We start from the raw sequence: 16,678 nt of genomic DNA, 5'->3' as shown, positions 1-16,678 counted from the left end.
ATAAATATCTTGGTAATGAATTTAGGGGATTTGCAAAGGTCTCTGGCATTTCCATTATCCCAACCATCAGCCGCTGCGTTTACCGGCCGCCACTTGCAAGCTTATCAAATATTCCCTAACCTGCCCTTCATTCAAATGCCAATGGCAAAGCTCCCGGCCCTTATGCAGCAAAACCGGCACCAGTTCATTGTATTGTGCTTCCAATTCCGCATCTTCATCCACATCCACCACTTCCAGCTCAAAACCAAATTCTTCTTGCAAAGGCTTCAGCTCATCACGCATCTTGTGGCACAAGCTGCAATATTCCCGAAACATCAAAGTCAGCTTCACTTTATCATCCTTCTTTTCAGACAGGCATTCACTCAGCCCAACACAAACAATTCATTACCATGCCGTTTCAACCAATTTTTCGCTTCAAGCGTATACGGCGTAAACCTGTTTACCAAAGCCCAAAAATCGCTGCTGTGATTTAAATGGCGCAGATGACAAAGTTCGTGTATGCACACATAATCCGCCACAAAATCCGGCGCACCAATCAAACGCCAATTTAAGCGTATGCCGGTACGCATTCTGCACACGCCCCAAAACGTTTTCGCATCGGATAAATTTACCGCCACAGGCTGCAATCCGGTTTGAGCAGCGTGATACATTAAGCGGGGCAGCAACATTTCTGCAGCATGCACCCGCAAATAGCGCGACAAATGCTTTTTCTGAGCCGCCCAATCACCTCGCGGCAGCCTTAGCACACCTTGCTGCAAAGCCACAAACGCAGCATCGTGTTCAAGCAATTCATGCCGCATACCCCGATACCACACACTTTCCGGCCGCCCCGCCGCTTGCCCGTTATCGGCACCTTGCAGCAAATCCAACACAAAATGCTCGTTTTCAGACAGCCATTCATCCAGCTTGCGCTCGCTTAAAAACGGCGGAATGTTCACGCTGATTTCATCCGCCGCCACCGGCCGCATAATAATATTTTTCTTCGCACTGCGCCGAAGCTGCAAAGCAATACTTTGCCCATTATTTAAAATATGTTTTTTACGAATCATCCCAAATAAACCAATGCCTGTCTGAAACAGAAACTGCTTGACTAATAAGCATAAAACCTCTAAGATTCGCACTCATTTTATTTGAAGCCATCGTCTTCAGCCAACTTTATAAAGTGCCTATCTGCGGATAAGGCTTTTCTTTTTGGTTTTGCACACTCCACACGCAAAACCAACCGATTGCAGGTTGTCGCCGATGTTAACACAAGCCCTCGAGCTTGCGACAACCTTTAAAAGCGATATTCTTTATTCTTTTTTCCCCTGCTTCAGGCTGCCTGCATATTGCCGGGCAGAAGGTGTTGTTGATGTTTTAGGAACACCATGTCTATCAAATTCAGCGATTTACTGCACGATAAAAACATCCTCTCCGCCCTCAAAACCGAAGGCTACGAAACCCCCACCCCCATTCAGGCGCAAGCCCTGCCCGCAGCATTGGAAGGCCGCGACATCATGGCCGGCGCACAAACCGGCTCAGGCAAAACCGCCGCATTCCTGCTGCCCACGCTCCAGCGCCTGACCAAACGCAGCGAAAAATCCGGCAAAGGCCCGCGCGCACTCGTGCTCGCGCCCACCCGCGAATTGGCTGCGCAAGTTGAAAAAAATGCGCAAGCCTATGCCAAAAATATGAAATGGTTCCGCACCGTAACCATCGTTGGCGGCTCATCATTCGGCCAACAAATCCGCGCATTAAGCAAACCCGTCGATTTGGTTGTGGCCACACCAGGCCGCCTGATGGATTTAATGGACAGCGGCAAAGTCGATTTCGACCGCCTCGAAGTATTGATTCTCGACGAAGCAGACCGCATGCTCGACATGGGTTTTATCGACGACATCGAAACCATCGTGGCCGCCACCCCCGAAAGCCGCCAAACCCTGCTTTTCTCGGCTACTTGGGATGGCGCTGTGGGCAAACTCGCGCGCAAGCTGACCAAAAACCCCGAAGTGATCGAAATCGAACGCGTTGACGATCAAGGCAAAATCGAAGAGCAGCTTTTATATTGCGACGACAAACGCCACAAAGACCGCCTGCTCGATTACATCCTGCGCGATGCCAATATCGACCAATGCGTGATTTTCACTTCAACCAAAGCCATGACCGAGGTTTTGGCCGACGAGTTATACGATAAAGGCTTTGCCGCCAACTGCCTGCACGGCGACATGCCACAGGGCTGGCGCAACCGCACCCTGATGGATCTGCGCAAAGGCCGCTGCAAAATCCTCGTCGCCACCGACGTAGCCGCACGCGGCATCGACGTGCCCACCATCACCCATGTGATCAACTACGACTTGCCCAAACAAGCCGAAGATTACGTGCACCGTATCGGCCGCACCGGCCGCGCAGGCCGCACCGGCTTGGCAATCACCTTTGCCGAAGTAAACGAATATGTGAAAGTGCACAAAATCGAAAAATACATCGGCCGCAAACTGCCCGAAATGACCATCGAAGGCATGGAGCCGACCCGCAAACGCAACAAGCCAGCCGGCAAGCCAAAAGGAGGCAAAGGTAGCTGGGGCGACAAACGCGGCGCTTCGGATAAAAAATGGGGCGCACGCAAAGATGGCAGCGCGCGTAAAGACGGCGGATTTAAAAAAGCCAAAAAATCCAGCAGCGGCAACTTCAAAAAACAAGATAAAAAAAGAAACTGATAGCTGCTTGCAAAACAGTCTCTAACAACCATACAAGATGCCTGTCTGAAAAACAATTTTCAGACAGGCATCTTGTATGTAGGTGCGATTAATCAATGTAGTCGGATTCTTGAATCCGACATTGGTGCTATCACGATCATTTTGTCGAATACAAGTATCCGACCTACGGTTCTGTTTATTCATCATACTCCAACGAAAAATCCAAACTATCCCCACCCCAGTGCTGCGGATAAACCCCTTGTTTCACATAACGGTGAAACGTAGAAAATGGCCAATCCGATACCTGTGGCACATGGCCGTGTTTCACCGGATTGAAATGCACATAATCGAAATGACGGGCAAAATCCGCCTCATCACGAATAATGTGTTCCCAAAACCGTTTTTGCCATAATCGCACATCAGCACCGATTAAATATTGGCTGTGCCGTTTGATTTGCCGCTAACGTTCGGAACAATCCGCATCGTTTTCAGGCAAATGCCAAATGGTATGCAGATGATCGGGCATCAACACCCATGCCGTAATTTCAAACGGGTATTTTCCCCGCACCGCCCAAACAGCCTCACGCAAAGCCGAACGCACGGAATCACCGGTTAAAACCGGTTGGCGGTTATGCGCCACCACCGTAAAGAAATACGTTCCGCCCGCACGGTAATATCGACGATACCGCACAGTTTTCCCCTTGTGATACAAATTGACCGATACAGATAATACAAGATGTAGGTCGGATTCTCGAATCCGACATTTATGCTCCATCACAATAAAATTGAATATTCCTGTGATAACAACCATTTTGTCGGATACAAGTATCCGACCTACGTTTGCTACGTTTGTTTGCCATATTTGAGATAACAGTATTGAGGCCGTCTGAATTTTCAGACGGCCTTATCGATTAATAACCACAGTAGGTCGGATTCTTGAATCCGACATTTACGCATCATCACAATGATTAAACATTTCCGTTATACCAAACATTTTGTCGGATACAAGTATCCGACCTACGCTTGCTGTTGGGGCTTGACGGAAAAGACAGTATCTACGCTTGTTACATTCATTATTTATGTAGCTGAATGATTATTCAAAATTTCATTTAGAAATTCATTTAATTCATTTTCATAAGCTAAATATGGTTTACGCACTGATGAAGGGTTGATTTGTATAATATCAGCAATCCATTTAACTAAATCACAAAATGCTTTTTGAACTTTTTCTTTGCTAGGGCTAGCATGTAAACCAGCATTGAATAAATTAACTAATCTATCTGTTTCTTTTCCAAGTTCTGTTATGGAATTAGAGTTTGTTTTTTCGCACTCTATTGTGATATATGCCCAAATCCTATTTTTATACTGAGTTTTACCTACTTGTCGTTCTCTGAACGGCTTATCTTGTGCTGGAAATAAATAATCAGCAAATTGTTCTAAAAATCTTCTACCTGATAATGCAGCCTGTGCAAAGTCTTCTTCTGTTTCTGCTCTATCTAAAGTTCGAGCTGCTGCCGACAATGCATCAAATAATTTAGGATGAAGTTCTTCTAAATAATAAACAATATTAGCAGTATCAATATTAGAGCCAAATAGAGAAGTAAAAATTTTTTCAAAAGAATCAATTCGTTCAAAATGTTTCACATAATCAAAATTATCAAATATAGTTCCTCTTGCTCCAATATCTTCAAGTTTGGTAGAAAAACCGGATTGTTCAAATAATTTCTGGATTTCTAAATCTACTCCTTCATCTCCCATACTGTAAAACAAGGATACTTTTCCAAATTCTAAGCGATAAGATTCAACAAGACACTCTCGAAAAAAGTGTAGATGAATAGGATTAGAAAATTTTACATCCATTGAACCAAGATATGGAGCAAATGAAGATAGTGCCTTATGCATTTCTTGAGCCGTTGACAACTCCATATTTTTAAATAATAAACAATAAATTGTTGCCATATTAAAAGTACCTTTAAGTTTTTCTGTATTTAACTGATTTAATAGATCAGGTTTATAAACTTTCAGACATAATTTAGTATGGTCTAATCTGTATTTCACGGCATCCGAATAAGTCAATACATCTCCAATCGATATACGCATACTTCGTTTAGAAGATTGCAAAACTCCAGTTTTAAGAACAGATTTTATAATTGGAAAACCATAATATGCCCCTAATTCAGAATGGTCAGAATTAAATAAAAAAGCTACATTCATTGAATTAATCCTTATAGTTAAAAATATCACTCCGCTCCAAACAACAATCCTTCCTTAATCCCCCGAATCTTATCCCTCAACACCGCCGCTTCTTCAAACTGCAAATCCCTTGCCGCTTGCTGCATGGCTTTTTCGAGTTTGGCGATTTCTTTAATCGCGTCTTCTTCGGTGTAGATTTCGCCCACTTTCACCTTAGTTTTCAGACGGCCTTTGCCTTTGGCGCTACCTGAATCGTCGTGATATACGCCGTCAATGATGTCTTTTACCTGTTTGGTAATCTGCTTCGGCACGATGCCGTGTTCTTCGTTGAATTTAATCTGTTTTTCGCGGCGGCGTTCGGTTTCTTCGATGGCGGCTTTCATGGAATCGGTGATTTTGTCGGCATACAAAATCGCTAAGCCGTTCACGTTGCGGGCGGCGCGGCCTATGGTTTGGATCAGGCTGCGGTGGCTGCGCAGGAAGCCTTCTTTGTCGGCATCGAGGATGGCGACGAGTGAAACTTCGGGAATGTCCAAGCCTTCGCGCAAAAGGTTGATGCCGACAAGTACGTCAAATAGGCCGAGGCGTAAATCTCGAATGATTTCAACGCGTTCAACGGTATCGATGTCGCTGTGCAGATAGCGCACTTTGATGCTGAGTTCGCTGTAATAGTCGGTGAGCTGTTCGGCCATGCGTTTGGTGAGGGTGGTCACGAGTACGCGCTCGCCTTTTGCGATGCGGTCGTTGATTTCGCTGAGTAAGTCGTCCACTTGGGTGGCGACGGGGCGGATTTCGATTTGCGGATCAACAAGGCCGGTGGGGCGCACGACTTGCTCGACCACTTGACCGGCATGTTCTTCTTCGTATTTGGCGGGCGTGGCGGAAACGAAGATGGTTTGTGGCATGATTTTTTCAAATTCGTGGAATTTGAGCGGGCGGTTGTCGCGGGCGGAGGGCAGGCGGAAGCCGTAGTCGACGAGGTTTTGTTTGCGGCTGGCGTCGCCTTTGTACATGCCGCCGATTTGGGTAACGGTAACGTGGCTTTCATCGATAAACATGATGGCGTTATCGGGCAGATAATCCATCAGCGTGGGCGGCGGTTCGCCTTCTTTTTTACCGGAAAAGTGGCGCGAGTAGTTTTCGATGCCTTTGCAAAAGCCCATTTCGTAGAGCATTTCCAAATCGAAGCGGGTGCGCTGCTCGATGCGTTGGGTTTCGACGGGCCGGTTTTCTTTAGTAAAGAAATCAATGCGTTCGCGCAATTCCTGCTTGATGCTTTCGCAGGCGCGCAGCACGGTGTCGCGCGGGGTAACGTAGTGGCTGGAGGGGAAGACGGTGTAGCGCCCTACCCGCTGGATGTTGCTGCCGGTGAGCGGGTCGAAAATGTCGAGGCGGTCGATTTCGTCGTCAAACAGGCTGATGCGCAAGGCGTTGTCGGAGCTTTCGGCGGGATACACGTCGATTACGTCGCCGCGCACGCGGAAGGAGCCGCGTTTGAAATCCATTTCGCCGCGCTCGTATTGCATGGAAACGAGGGTGGAAATAATGTCGCGCTGCTCGATGGTGTCGCCCTCTTTCACGGAAAGTACCATTTGTTGATATTCGGTGGGATCGCCGATACCGTAGATGGCGGACACAGTAGCGACGATAATCACGTCGTTGCGCGTCATCAGGTTTTTGGTGGCGGAAAGGCGCATCTGCTCGATGTGTTCGTTAATCGCGGAATCTTTTTCGATAAACAAATCGCGGCTGGGCACATAGGCTTCGGGCTGGTAATAATCGTAGTAGGAAACAAAGTATTCCACCGCGTTTTCGGGGAAAAACTCGCGCATCTCGGCATAAAGCTGCGCCGCCAATGTTTTATTGTGCGCCATGATGATGGCGGGGCGGCCGCTTCGGGCAATCACGTTGGCCATGGTATAAGTTTTGCCCGAGCCGGTTACACCGAGCAGGGTTTGGTAAGCGAGGCCGTCTGAAAGCCCTTCGAGCAGGCCGGCAATGGCGGTGGGCTGGTCGCCGGCGGGCGGGAAAGGCTGGTGGAGTTTGAAGGGGGAGTTTTCGTATTGAATCACTTCCATAATGCGGCCTGCTTGAAATAGAGAAAAGTGAAGATTATAGCAAATGCCTGTCTGAAAAAGGTTTTCAGACAGGCATTGGGTTTGGGCTATAATATCGCCCATCTTGTTTTTAGGCTTTGAAATATGAAACATTGTTTGCGCTTGGGTGCGCTTTTTCTATGCTGCTTCGGCCTGCAAGGCTGCCTGGTGGCCAGTGCGGTGGATTTGGCCGCAACCACGGTGTTTACCGCGGGCAAAGTGGTGGTGAAAGGTACGGGCGCGGTGATTGATGCGGCGATACCCGACAAGGATAAAGACGAAAACAAGAAAAAGCGTAAAAAAGAAAAAGCGCAGATTGAAGCTTCCGATTACGAGCCTTCGGAATAACGGCACTTTTCAGACAGGCATCATTAAACAATGCCTGTCTGAAATTGTTTAAAACCCTCATTTATATTAAACTTACAGCCGATTACATCCACCTTATAAACAACGAGAATACCATGCAAACTTTTCCATCTTTTCTAAAACAACATCTGCAAACCCACCAATTGCCCGCCGAATTGGGCAGCGTGCTGGAAAGCACGGTGGCAGCCTGTGTCGAAATCAGCGGCAAAGTGCGCCAGGGTGCGCTGGCCGGTGTGTTAGGCGAAGCGGGTTCGGGAAACGTGCAAGGCGAGGATCAGAAAAAACTCGACGTGATCGCCAACAATATCCTGATTGAACAACTCAAAGCCAACCCTGCCGTGGCCGGCTTGGCCAGCGAAGAAGAAGATACGTTTGTAGCCTGCAATGAAAACGGCGGCTATCTGGTGCTGTTCGACCCGCTCGACGGTTCTTCCAATATCGATGTGAACATTTCGGTGGGCACCATTTTCTCCATTCTCGCCAAGCCCGCGGGCGCTTTGGAAACACAGTCGTTCCTGCAAAAAGGCAGCGAGCAAGCGGGCAGCGGCTATGTGCTTTACGGCCCGCAAACCCAGCTGGTGTTCACGCTCAAGCACGGCGTGTTTGTGTTTACCTTAAACAACCAAAACGAATTTATACTCACCAAAGAAAACCCCAGTGTGCCCGAGCAAACCAAAGAATACGCCATCAATGCCTCCAACCAGCGCCATTGGTTTGCGCCGGTGCAGCAATACATCAAATTGCTGATGGCCGGCGATACCGGAGCACGCGGCAAAAACTACAATATGCGCTGGGTAGCCAGCATGGTGGCGGAAATCCACCGCATTTTGATGCGCGGCGGTGTGTTTCTTTATCCGGCCGATAAGCGTGATCCGTCTAAACCGGGTAAATTGCGCTTAATGTATGAAGCCAACCCACTCAGCCTGATTATCGAGCAGGCAGGCGGCAAAAGCAGCAACGCTCAGCAGAATATGCTCGATATCCAGCCTGAGGGCTTGCACCAACGCGTAGCCGTGATTATCGGCAGCAAAGAAGAAGTGGAATATGTAAACCAGCTGCATTAAGCGCACATTTCACCATGCCTGTCTGAAAACCATGTGCAACGTTCACAACATTTTCAGACAGGCATTCGTTTGCTTTTACACAATAAAAACACACGCCAACATGGCGAGCCATATAATAAACACCACATAAACAATCTATTATGAAAGGAAAACAAATGAAACTTCTCCATCTGTCCGCAGCCCTCGCCATCGGCTTGAGCACATTTGCCGTGCAGGCCGAAACGCTGGCGCAGATCGACACAAATGTAGGCACCATCAAACTTTCGTTAGACGAAACAAAAGCCCCGAAAACCGTAGCCAATTTTGTAAACTATGCCAACAAAGGTTTTTACAACGGCACCATTTTCCACCGCGTGATTGACAGCTTTATGATTCAAGGCGGCGGATTCACTGCCGATATGGTACAAAAGTCCACCGACAAAGCCATCACCAATGAAGCTGCCAACGGCTTGAAAAACACCAAAGGCACCATCGCCATGGCGCGCACCGCATCACCAAATTCCGCCACCAGCCAGTTTTTCATCAACTTAGTCGACAATGATTTTCTCAACCGAAAAGGCGACAGCGCGCGCGATGCAGGCTATGCAGTGTTCGGTAAAGTAACCGAAGGCATGAATGTTGTGGAGCAAATTGCCAAAGTGCAAACCACCAATCAGGGTTACCACCAAAACGTGCCGGTCAAACCGATTATCATCAAAAAAGTAACGATTCTGAAATAAAGCAAAGCTGCCGTAAAGGCAGCTTTTTTACCGTTTTAAACAATAAATTTACCGATCATACTCGGGCTTAACCCGAATATGACGGAGTGTTCTATTTTAAATTGACGCTTCAAACGGCAATTTAACCGCCCTCGGAATAAAAACCGCGTTTGCAGCGGCCTTTTACCATTACACTTGACCGTACCCAATGGGGTATGAATTATTAAGAGGTAAAGGCGTGAGCAGAAACGCAGATTTAACCATTATGATAGAAGCGGCCACAAATAACTAAAGAAAGCTTTCAGACAGGCATTTCATCAAACCGCTTGATACTGCCCCCAACCCCATCTTTAAGAAACACCCGATTCTTGGCATAATAAGCATCCCTTTTTCCAAGAAATCCACAACCATGACCGACTTTATCCGCCTCCCCGCTTCCGAGCTAAAACCCTCTACCATTGCCTTACCCGGCTCCAAAAGCATCAGCAACCGCACCCTGCTTTTAGCTGCGCTTTCCGATAACAGCTGCGAAATCAAATCCTTATTAAAATCAGATGATACCGACCGCATGCTGGAAGCGCTGGAAACGCTCGGCGTAAAACTGGAGCGGCACGAATCGGGTTTGACCGTTCACGGCTGTAAGGGCGCGTTTCCCAAGCGCGAAGCCGATTTGTTTTTAGGCAACGCAGGTACTGCATTCCGCCCGCTTACCGCCGTGTTAGCCATACTCGGCGGCAACTATCATCTGCACGGCGTGCCACGTATGCACGAGCGGCCGATCGGCGATTTGGTGGATGCCTTGAGAATTGCCGGCGCGCAAATCGATTATTTGGGCAATGAGGGCTTTCCCCCTCTGCGCATCGACGCATTCCAAGACAACGACACACGGATTATTCCTATTCGCGGCAATGTGTCGAGCCAATACCTGACCGCGCTCTTGATGGCCCTGCCGCTTACCGGTGAAGCGTGTGAAATCCATGTGGAAGGCGAATTGATTTCCAAACCCTACATCGACATCACCTTAAACCTGATGGCCAAGTTCGGCGTGAACGTGGAAAATCAAAATTACGAAATATTCAAAATTCCCGCAGGCGCACGCTATCATGCGCCCGAAACCATTCATGTAGAGGGCGATGCCTCCAGCGCATCTTATTTTCTCGCTGCGGGCTTATTATCAGGAGTGCCCATCCGTGTAACCGGTTTGGGCAAACATGCCATTCAAGGTGATGTGGCATTTGCCAATGAGCTGGAAAAAATCGGCGCCTCAGTATCTTGGGGCGAGGATTTTATCGAAGTAAACCGCGCACAAGGCCAGAAAGTGCTGCCTTTCGATTTAGACGCAAACCACATCCCAGATGCAGCCATGACTTTGGCCGTAGTTGCACTCGCCACCGGCGCACCGTGCAGCCTACGCAATATCGGCTCGTGGCGCGTAAAAGAAACCGATCGCATCGCTGCCATGGCCAATGAATTGCGCAAAGTTGGTGCTATTGTGAAAGAAGAACCGGAAGCTATCCACATCACACCTCCGGCTGCCTTGACATCCGATGCAAAAATCGATACTTACGACGATCACCGTATGGCCATGTGTTTTTCATTGGTTTCCTTGTTAGGCGTACCGGTTGTGATTAACGACCCGAAATGTACGCACAAAACATTTCCTGATTACTTTGAAGTGTTCGCTTCATTGCAGAAATAAACAATGCCTGTCTGAAAATATTTTCAGACAGGCATTGTGTCAACCAACCCGACTATAAAACCCCCCAAGTCTTTTTCTCCATACCAAAGCAAATGATAAATCCGCACCAATGATGGCGCTATCAATAACCCTAAACACACACCGCAAAGCCTGCACACTATCAATACCGTGTACTTGAAAATTCATATCTTCCCCTGGACCTAGAATTCTGTATCGGCAAATCCATTCATCTTCTTGCACTTTTTCCGGCTTGGCAATGAATATTTCAACCTTTTGATTCAGGAGAGCCCTCAACTTCGAGCGTACGGTGTTCAATAGAAAATTATCTATATTCAATCTTTCAGCCACTGATTTTTCATTCCTATAAATCCTAATGAAGAAAACACCTGCTTATTTGTTTAAGCAGGTGTTCCGTTCAGATATTAGATTTAAAACGCAACATAGTTAATAGGGTTAACCGGCTTGCCGTCTTTACGCACTTCAAAATGAAGTTTGGTTCGGTCGGCATCTGTATTACCCATTTTAGCGATGGTTTGTCCGCGCTTCACAGTTTGACCTTCTTTTACAGATAGGCTTTGGTTATGGCCATAGGCCGTCAGGAAAGTTTTAGTGTGCTGAATAATCACGAGATTGCCGTAACCGCGCAAGCCTGAACCTGCATACACCACTTTACCGTCTGCCGCAGCCACCACAGGTTGACCGGCCGTTCCGCCGATATCCACACCTTTGTTACTTGCAGTAAATTGGGTAATCACGCTGCCAGGTGTCGGGCGTTGCCACGTGATGCCTTCAACGGTGCGCGTACCGCCTGTTGCCACGGTAGGCGTCGTAGCCGGGCCGCTTGCTGGTGGCGGGGTTTTGGCAGCGGGTGCTTGTTGTGTAGTAACAGCGCTTCCTCCAGCCGGAGCAGTATAGCCGGCAGGCTTAACGCGTAGAGTTTGGCCTACATTAATATTACTGTCTGCCAAACCGTTCCAGGCGCGCAAATTGTCTTGCGTAATGTTGTAACGTTTGGAAATATTGTAAACAGTATCGCCACGCACCACGGTGTGTGTGGCCGCATTGATGTCTACAGGAGCATTAGAAGGTATATAGCTGCCGCTACCGCTTGCCGCAGGAGCAGGAGGAGTGTAGGAGGCGGGTGTGTTGTTCACCACGCTTGTGCCGCCTGCATTCGGATCATAAGGCGTTGCGCCATAAGGGTTAGAAGATGGGGCACTTCCTGCCTCGCTACCGTAACTGCCTGCCGAACCAGTGCTGCCTTGCACTACTGGGGCCGGGGGCTGTGTCCAAGAACATGCGCCCAGCATCAAAACGATGGCAACCGAGCCGGTACGGATTGCGGTTTTCTTTAACATCTTTGCTTACCTTCTTTAGTTTAATTTGATGGAATTTGGCGCATATCATAATCAAATTGCGCGTTATCCTCAAGTTTTTTACGGACTTAAGAACCGTTTATTCTTAAATTTTGCAAGATTTTATCTTGATTGAAAATTTTTCTAGTAGGCACCGTTCTGCCAGAATTGAGCCACTTCCTGCATCTGCTCAAACCCCGTCAAATCAATTTGCAGCGGGGTAACCGTGATGAAACCTGCTTCGCATTCTGCAAAATCCGTGCCAGTTTCTTTATCTGAAATATTGCCGATGGGGCCGATCCAATAAATCGGTTCTCCACGCGGATTGTGTGAAGGAATGATACTTTGAACATGATGGCGGCGGCCGAGCCGCACGGTTTTGATACCTTGGATATCTTCTGGCGCAACGGCAGGAATATTAATATTCCATAAAACAGGCTTGAGAGGAGGATTTTTTACCAAGCGGTCAATCATCATCCAAGCTGCTTTTTCTGCTGTTTCCCAATAGCGGTCGCTATAATCATTCAACGAAAAGGCAACTGCGGGAATACCCAAAAGATACGCCTCGGTAGCAGCAGCGACAGTGCCGGAATAGAGCGTATCATCTCCCATATTCGCGCCGTGATTGATGCCCGATAAAACTAAGTCGGGCTTGAATTCCGGCAAGGAATGCAAACCGAGATGGATACAGTCGGTGGGCGTGCCGCTCACAAAATAAAAGCCGTTTTCAGCTTCCCGTATGCTCAAAGGGCGATCCAGCGTAAGCGAATTGCTCACACCGCTTCTGTTTCGCTCGGGCGCTACTACGCGTACGTTGGCAAACTCGCCTGCCACACGCGCCAATATTGAAATACCCTGCGCGAGATAACCATCATCATTACAAACCAATATATTCATAAAGTTTCCCGTTGCTCTATTCTTTGATTAAGTATAAAGGCGCTATTCTACGATTCCGGCCAGATTAAATCCAGATAACGTTTCAGACAGGCATTACCTTGATTAAAATAACCCGACTAAGGGCAAACCGCTTTTGCAATCTGCTCAGTATATTGACCTTTATGCCAACTATCCGCTCCCGGCACACTATTTTCTACACTTTTAACATTTGCCTGTAAGCCTTTTCTGCAATCAATCAAAAGCGGCCAAGTGTTGGCGCTCATCCGCCGCTCAAAAAAATACAGGTTTGTTTGCAATATCGTTTTATGCTCATCCACAAACAAAACTTTGTTAGTATCTACCGCCACAAATTTCAACACTTGCGGCTTGATATAGCTCCACGGTTTATAAAACGCTGTTTCCCCGATTTCAGCCACAACAACTGTATTTTTCGGCAATAACGAACGGGTATGATTGAACCAAGTATATTCACTATATATTTGAAACAACAGCATTCCCAAGCCTGCTCCCGCGGGAACCAACCATTTGGGCGACTTCTTAAAAATAAACCGCAGCCCCAACATCACACCCGCAGCGCCCAGCCCGGCAAAAATAGTGGCAATCCATTCCCAAACCATTAAATTTTCCCTTTATAAAATTAAACGTCTATATTTATCCGGCCTTGATAACAATGCCTGTCTGAAAAAGTTTTGATTCGCATAATCCAATCAAATCACTTTAAAACAACAACCAAGTTAAGCTCGCAATTACGGTTTTAAAATGATTTATACCAAACGGCTTTGCAAGTTTATATGATTTTAAAATTTCGGGCTTCCCTTAGGAAGCCCAAATTTCACAAGATTTAGTGATCAACTGCCTGACCGGCACCACGCGGATAGCGTACGCTCTCTACCAAATCTTGTACATCTTGAGGCGGCGCTTTACCTACGCTGGAAATCACGAATGCAACCACAAAGTTGATTACCGCACCCACTGTACCGAACGACAGCGGAGAAATACCGAATAACCAATTAGCTTCCACATTCTCAAAAGTGTTGGTACCCGGGATGAAGAACCAGCCCATGTATAGGAAGATATACACACAAGTGGAAATCAAACCAGCCAGCATACCTGCCGTTGCACCTTTACTATTAATACGCTTAGAGAAGATACCCATCATCAAAGCAGGGAAGATAGAAGCTGCGGCAATGCCGAAAGCCAATGCTACTACTTGTGCTGCAAAACCAGGGGGATTGATACCTAACCATGTGGCAACGACAATCGCTAAGGTCATAGACACACGTGCCGCCATCAATTCACCTTTTTCAGTGATATCGGGTTTAAGCGTTTTCTTAATCAAGTCATGCGATACCGCTGAAGAAATGGCGAGCAACAGACCTGCTGCAGTAGACAATGCTGCCGCCAAACCACCCGCTGCGATCAAACCGATTACCCAGCTTGGCAAGTTCGCAATTTCAGGGTTAGCCAATACCAAGATATCGTTGTTTACAGTTAACTCGTTACCTTTCCAACCACGCTCTGCGGCAGTTGCTTCAAAAGCAGCAGATTTGTCGTTGTAGTATTGAATATTGCCGTCGCCGTTTTTGTCTTCAAACTTCAGCAAACCGGTGGTTTCCCAGTTTTTCATCCATTGCGGACGTGCCTCATAGCTCAAAGCCTGCTCTTGAGAGCCATTCGGATATACGGTATTAACCAAGTTGATACGGGCCATAGAGCCTACTGCAGGAGCTGTGGTGTAAAGCAAGGCAATAAATACCAGCGCCCAACCGGCAGATGAACGAGCATCAGATACTTTAGGTACGGTAAAGAAACGGATAATTACGTGCGGCAAACCGGCAGTACCGATCATCAACGACATGGTAAACAGGAACATATTAAACTTATTGGGCACATCAGCAGTGTATGCAGTAAAGCCTAAATCGGTTACCAATAAATCCAGTTTTTGCAGCAAAGGCATACCGGAAGCGGTATCCGTGCCAAACAAACCCAAAGGCGGAATCGGATTACCGGTTAAGTTGAATGAAATGAATACAGCGGGAATGGTGTAAGCAATAATCAACACAACATATTGTGCAACCTGCGTGTAAGTAATGCCTTTCATACCACCCAATACCGCGTAAAACAACACCACTACGGCAGCAATCAGCAAGCCGGTCGTATTGCTTACTTCGAGGAAGCGTGAGAACGCCACACCGGCACCTGTCATCTGGCCAATCACATAAGTAGTTGAAGCGACAATCAAACAGGCAACGGCAACCAAGCGCGCAGTACGGCTATAGAAACGGTCACCGATAAAGTCCGGCACGGTAAATTTGCCGAATTTACGCAGATAAGGAGCCAACAATAAAGCCAGCAATACATAACCGCCGGTCCAACCCATCAAATAAGCCGAAGCGCCGTAGCCGTTCATAGCCAGCAAACCGGCCATAGAAATAAACGATGCGGCACTCATCCAGTCGGCCCCAGTCGCCATACCGTTCAAAACCGGATGCACACCACCGCCGGCTACATAGAATTCCTTTGTGGAACCTGCACGAGCCCAAATCGCAATACCGAAATACAGTGCGAAAGACGCCCCCACAAAAATCAAATTAATTGCAAATTGGCTCATGGTTTACTCCTCATGTACACCGAATTCTTCATCAAGCTTATTCATTCTCCAAGAGTAAAAGAAAATGATGGCGATGAAAGTTAAAATGGAACCTTGTTGGCCAAACCAAAAACCTAAATCGGATCCCCCTATCTTAATCCCCGCAAGCAAAGGACGCAGCCAGATAGCAAAGCCGTGGGAACACACAGCCCAGACTACCAAGCAAGTCAAAATAAGTCGGACATTGGCTTTCCAATAACCGGCAGCATCATGTTTGTGATTGGACATGATTGTTTCCTCCTAAAACTGTTCTTCTTTAAAACCTAATTTTGTTTTGATACCAAGCTTCATTACAGAAACCGAAACCAAACCCAAATTCAGTCAAACTTCTATTCAAAATAGTTCAGACTACATGCCTTGTTCCACTATGTAGTTCCGTGTAAGAGAATAACATAGATTTACACTATTGCAACGTATTTCTACGGCCTCCAGCCGAAAATAAAACCATCTATATGATTTATATGAAAAAATACATAAAACAATGAATTCTTTAGAGAAATTTACCGCCAAAAGCCATAAATAAAAGTTATCGACACCCAAAGAAACATCGATACCTAAATACATAAATATATTTACGATTTACTATAATTTACAAAATAAACTAAGGGAATAATAAAACATTAATATAATTACACAAAGTTTCAGACTCCCCCGTCAAATAAAATATTTCAGACAGGCTTTTCTCAGTTAACCACAATATTCATTGACACTTAACTTATTGTATTTTATATACTTCTATATATGTAATTTAGATAACTAAATATTGCAACGAGATCTCGCAACATCCGTTTTCTACCTTTTAAACAGCCAAATCCACCTCGCTTTCAACCTAAAAAACAATAGATCACCTTTTTCTTAAAATATTCATGATCTAAACGCGCAAAATACCTTCGGCTTAAACAACCGAGCCATGTCAACACGCTTTTTTTCATAGAATTTAGAGAACCATTTTTATCGGTGTTACAACACAAAAACGGTTTGGAAGCCC

Annotated in this window: 15 protein-coding genes and 1 pseudogene; 5 read left to right on the top strand and 11 right to left on the bottom strand. The window is 46.7% G+C overall.

What is annotated here, in order from left to right; translation table 11 throughout:
* Positions 1–66: 66 nt before the first annotated feature.
* Positions 67–330, bottom strand: a complete 264-nt coding sequence (locus tag HMPREF9370_RS06610; protein WP_009116629.1) for a glutaredoxin family protein — start codon at positions 328–330, stop codon at positions 67–69.
* Between the two features lie 32 nt (positions 331–362).
* Positions 363–1,049 carry a M48 family metallopeptidase gene (locus HMPREF9370_RS06605; protein ID WP_040667003.1) on the bottom strand — a complete coding sequence of 229 codons (687 nt, stop codon included), beginning with the start codon at positions 1,047–1,049 and terminating at the stop codon, positions 363–365.
* A gap of 318 nt (positions 1,050–1,367) precedes the next feature.
* On the opposite strand from HMPREF9370_RS06605, the gene HMPREF9370_RS06600 reads away from it, so the two are divergent.
* A complete protein-coding gene (locus tag HMPREF9370_RS06600) occupies positions 1,368–2,693 on the top strand; it encodes a DEAD/DEAH box helicase (RefSeq protein ID WP_009116627.1) in 1,326 nt (441 codons plus the stop codon).
* A gap of 175 nt (positions 2,694–2,868) precedes the next feature.
* Here the strand turns inward: HMPREF9370_RS06600 and HMPREF9370_RS06595 are convergent.
* The 3 genes and pseudogenes from HMPREF9370_RS06595 to uvrB form a co-directional block, all read right to left on the bottom strand.
* Positions 2,869–3,363, bottom strand: a pseudogene (locus HMPREF9370_RS06595) (REP-associated tyrosine transposase).
* A gap of 386 nt (positions 3,364–3,749) precedes the next feature.
* A complete protein-coding gene (locus tag HMPREF9370_RS06590; RefSeq protein ID WP_040667001.1) occupies positions 3,750–4,886 on the bottom strand; it encodes a hypothetical protein in 1,137 nt (378 codons plus the stop codon).
* A gap of 26 nt (positions 4,887–4,912) precedes the next feature.
* Complete coding sequence (uvrB, locus tag HMPREF9370_RS06585; RefSeq protein WP_040667531.1) at positions 4,913–6,943, bottom strand: excinuclease ABC subunit UvrB; 2,031 nt, start codon at positions 6,941–6,943, stop codon at positions 4,913–4,915.
* A gap of 123 nt (positions 6,944–7,066) precedes the next feature.
* Between uvrB and HMPREF9370_RS06580 the strand changes: the two genes are divergently transcribed.
* The 4 genes from HMPREF9370_RS06580 (at position 7,067) to aroA (ending at position 10,788) form a co-directional block, all read left to right on the top strand.
* On the top strand, positions 7,067–7,309 hold the full coding sequence (locus tag HMPREF9370_RS06580; protein ID WP_009116622.1) for an NF038104 family lipoprotein: 243 nt from the start codon (positions 7,067–7,069) through the stop codon (positions 7,307–7,309).
* A 113-nt stretch (positions 7,310–7,422) separates the two neighbouring features.
* Positions 7,423–8,391: a class 1 fructose-bisphosphatase gene (locus HMPREF9370_RS06575; protein ID WP_040667528.1), complete on the top strand. Its 969-nt coding sequence runs from the start codon at positions 7,423–7,425 to the stop codon at positions 8,389–8,391.
* Positions 8,392–8,546: 155 nt separating this feature from the next.
* A complete protein-coding gene (locus tag HMPREF9370_RS06570; protein ID WP_244963433.1) occupies positions 8,547–9,110 on the top strand; it encodes a peptidylprolyl isomerase in 564 nt (187 codons plus the stop codon).
* 388 nt (positions 9,111–9,498) lie between these two features.
* Positions 9,499–10,788 carry a 3-phosphoshikimate 1-carboxyvinyltransferase gene (gene aroA, locus HMPREF9370_RS06565; RefSeq protein WP_009116618.1) on the top strand — a complete coding sequence of 430 codons (1,290 nt, stop codon included), beginning with the start codon at positions 9,499–9,501 and terminating at the stop codon, positions 10,786–10,788.
* Between the two features lie 39 nt (positions 10,789–10,827).
* On the opposite strand, the gene HMPREF9370_RS06560 is transcribed toward aroA, so the two are convergent.
* From HMPREF9370_RS06560 to HMPREF9370_RS06535, 6 genes are all read right to left on the bottom strand, one after another.
* Complete coding sequence (locus HMPREF9370_RS06560; RefSeq protein WP_009116617.1) at positions 10,828–11,136, bottom strand: DUF6968 family protein; 309 nt, start codon at positions 11,134–11,136, stop codon at positions 10,828–10,830.
* 80 nt (positions 11,137–11,216) lie between these two features.
* Positions 11,217–12,146 carry a peptidoglycan DD-metalloendopeptidase family protein gene (locus tag HMPREF9370_RS06555; protein WP_009116616.1) on the bottom strand — a complete coding sequence of 310 codons (930 nt, stop codon included), beginning with the start codon at positions 12,144–12,146 and terminating at the stop codon, positions 11,217–11,219.
* A 141-nt stretch (positions 12,147–12,287) separates the two neighbouring features.
* Positions 12,288–13,040 carry a 5'/3'-nucleotidase SurE gene (gene surE, locus HMPREF9370_RS06550; RefSeq protein ID WP_009116615.1) on the bottom strand — a complete coding sequence of 251 codons (753 nt, stop codon included), beginning with the start codon at positions 13,038–13,040 and terminating at the stop codon, positions 12,288–12,290.
* A 116-nt stretch (positions 13,041–13,156) separates the two neighbouring features.
* The gene (locus HMPREF9370_RS06545) at positions 13,157–13,657 is read right to left on the bottom strand and encodes a hypothetical protein (protein ID WP_009116614.1); all 501 of its coding nucleotides are present in this window, start codon (positions 13,655–13,657) and stop codon (positions 13,157–13,159) included.
* A 224-nt stretch (positions 13,658–13,881) separates the two neighbouring features.
* Positions 13,882–15,651, bottom strand: a complete 1,770-nt coding sequence (locus HMPREF9370_RS06540) for a sodium:solute symporter family protein (protein ID WP_009116613.1) — start codon at positions 15,649–15,651, stop codon at positions 13,882–13,884.
* Between the two features lie 3 nt (positions 15,652–15,654).
* Entirely contained in the window at positions 15,655–15,918 is a 264-nt protein-coding gene (locus HMPREF9370_RS06535; RefSeq protein ID WP_009116612.1) for a DUF4212 domain-containing protein, read from the bottom strand.
* Positions 15,919–16,678 lie beyond the last annotated feature (760 nt).

Source organism: Neisseria wadsworthii 9715 (genome assembly GCF_000227765.1).
In the GTDB taxonomy this organism is placed as follows: domain Bacteria; phylum Pseudomonadota; class Gammaproteobacteria; order Burkholderiales; family Neisseriaceae; genus Neisseria; species Neisseria wadsworthii.
This window is presented reverse-complemented; position numbering and strand designations above follow the sequence as displayed.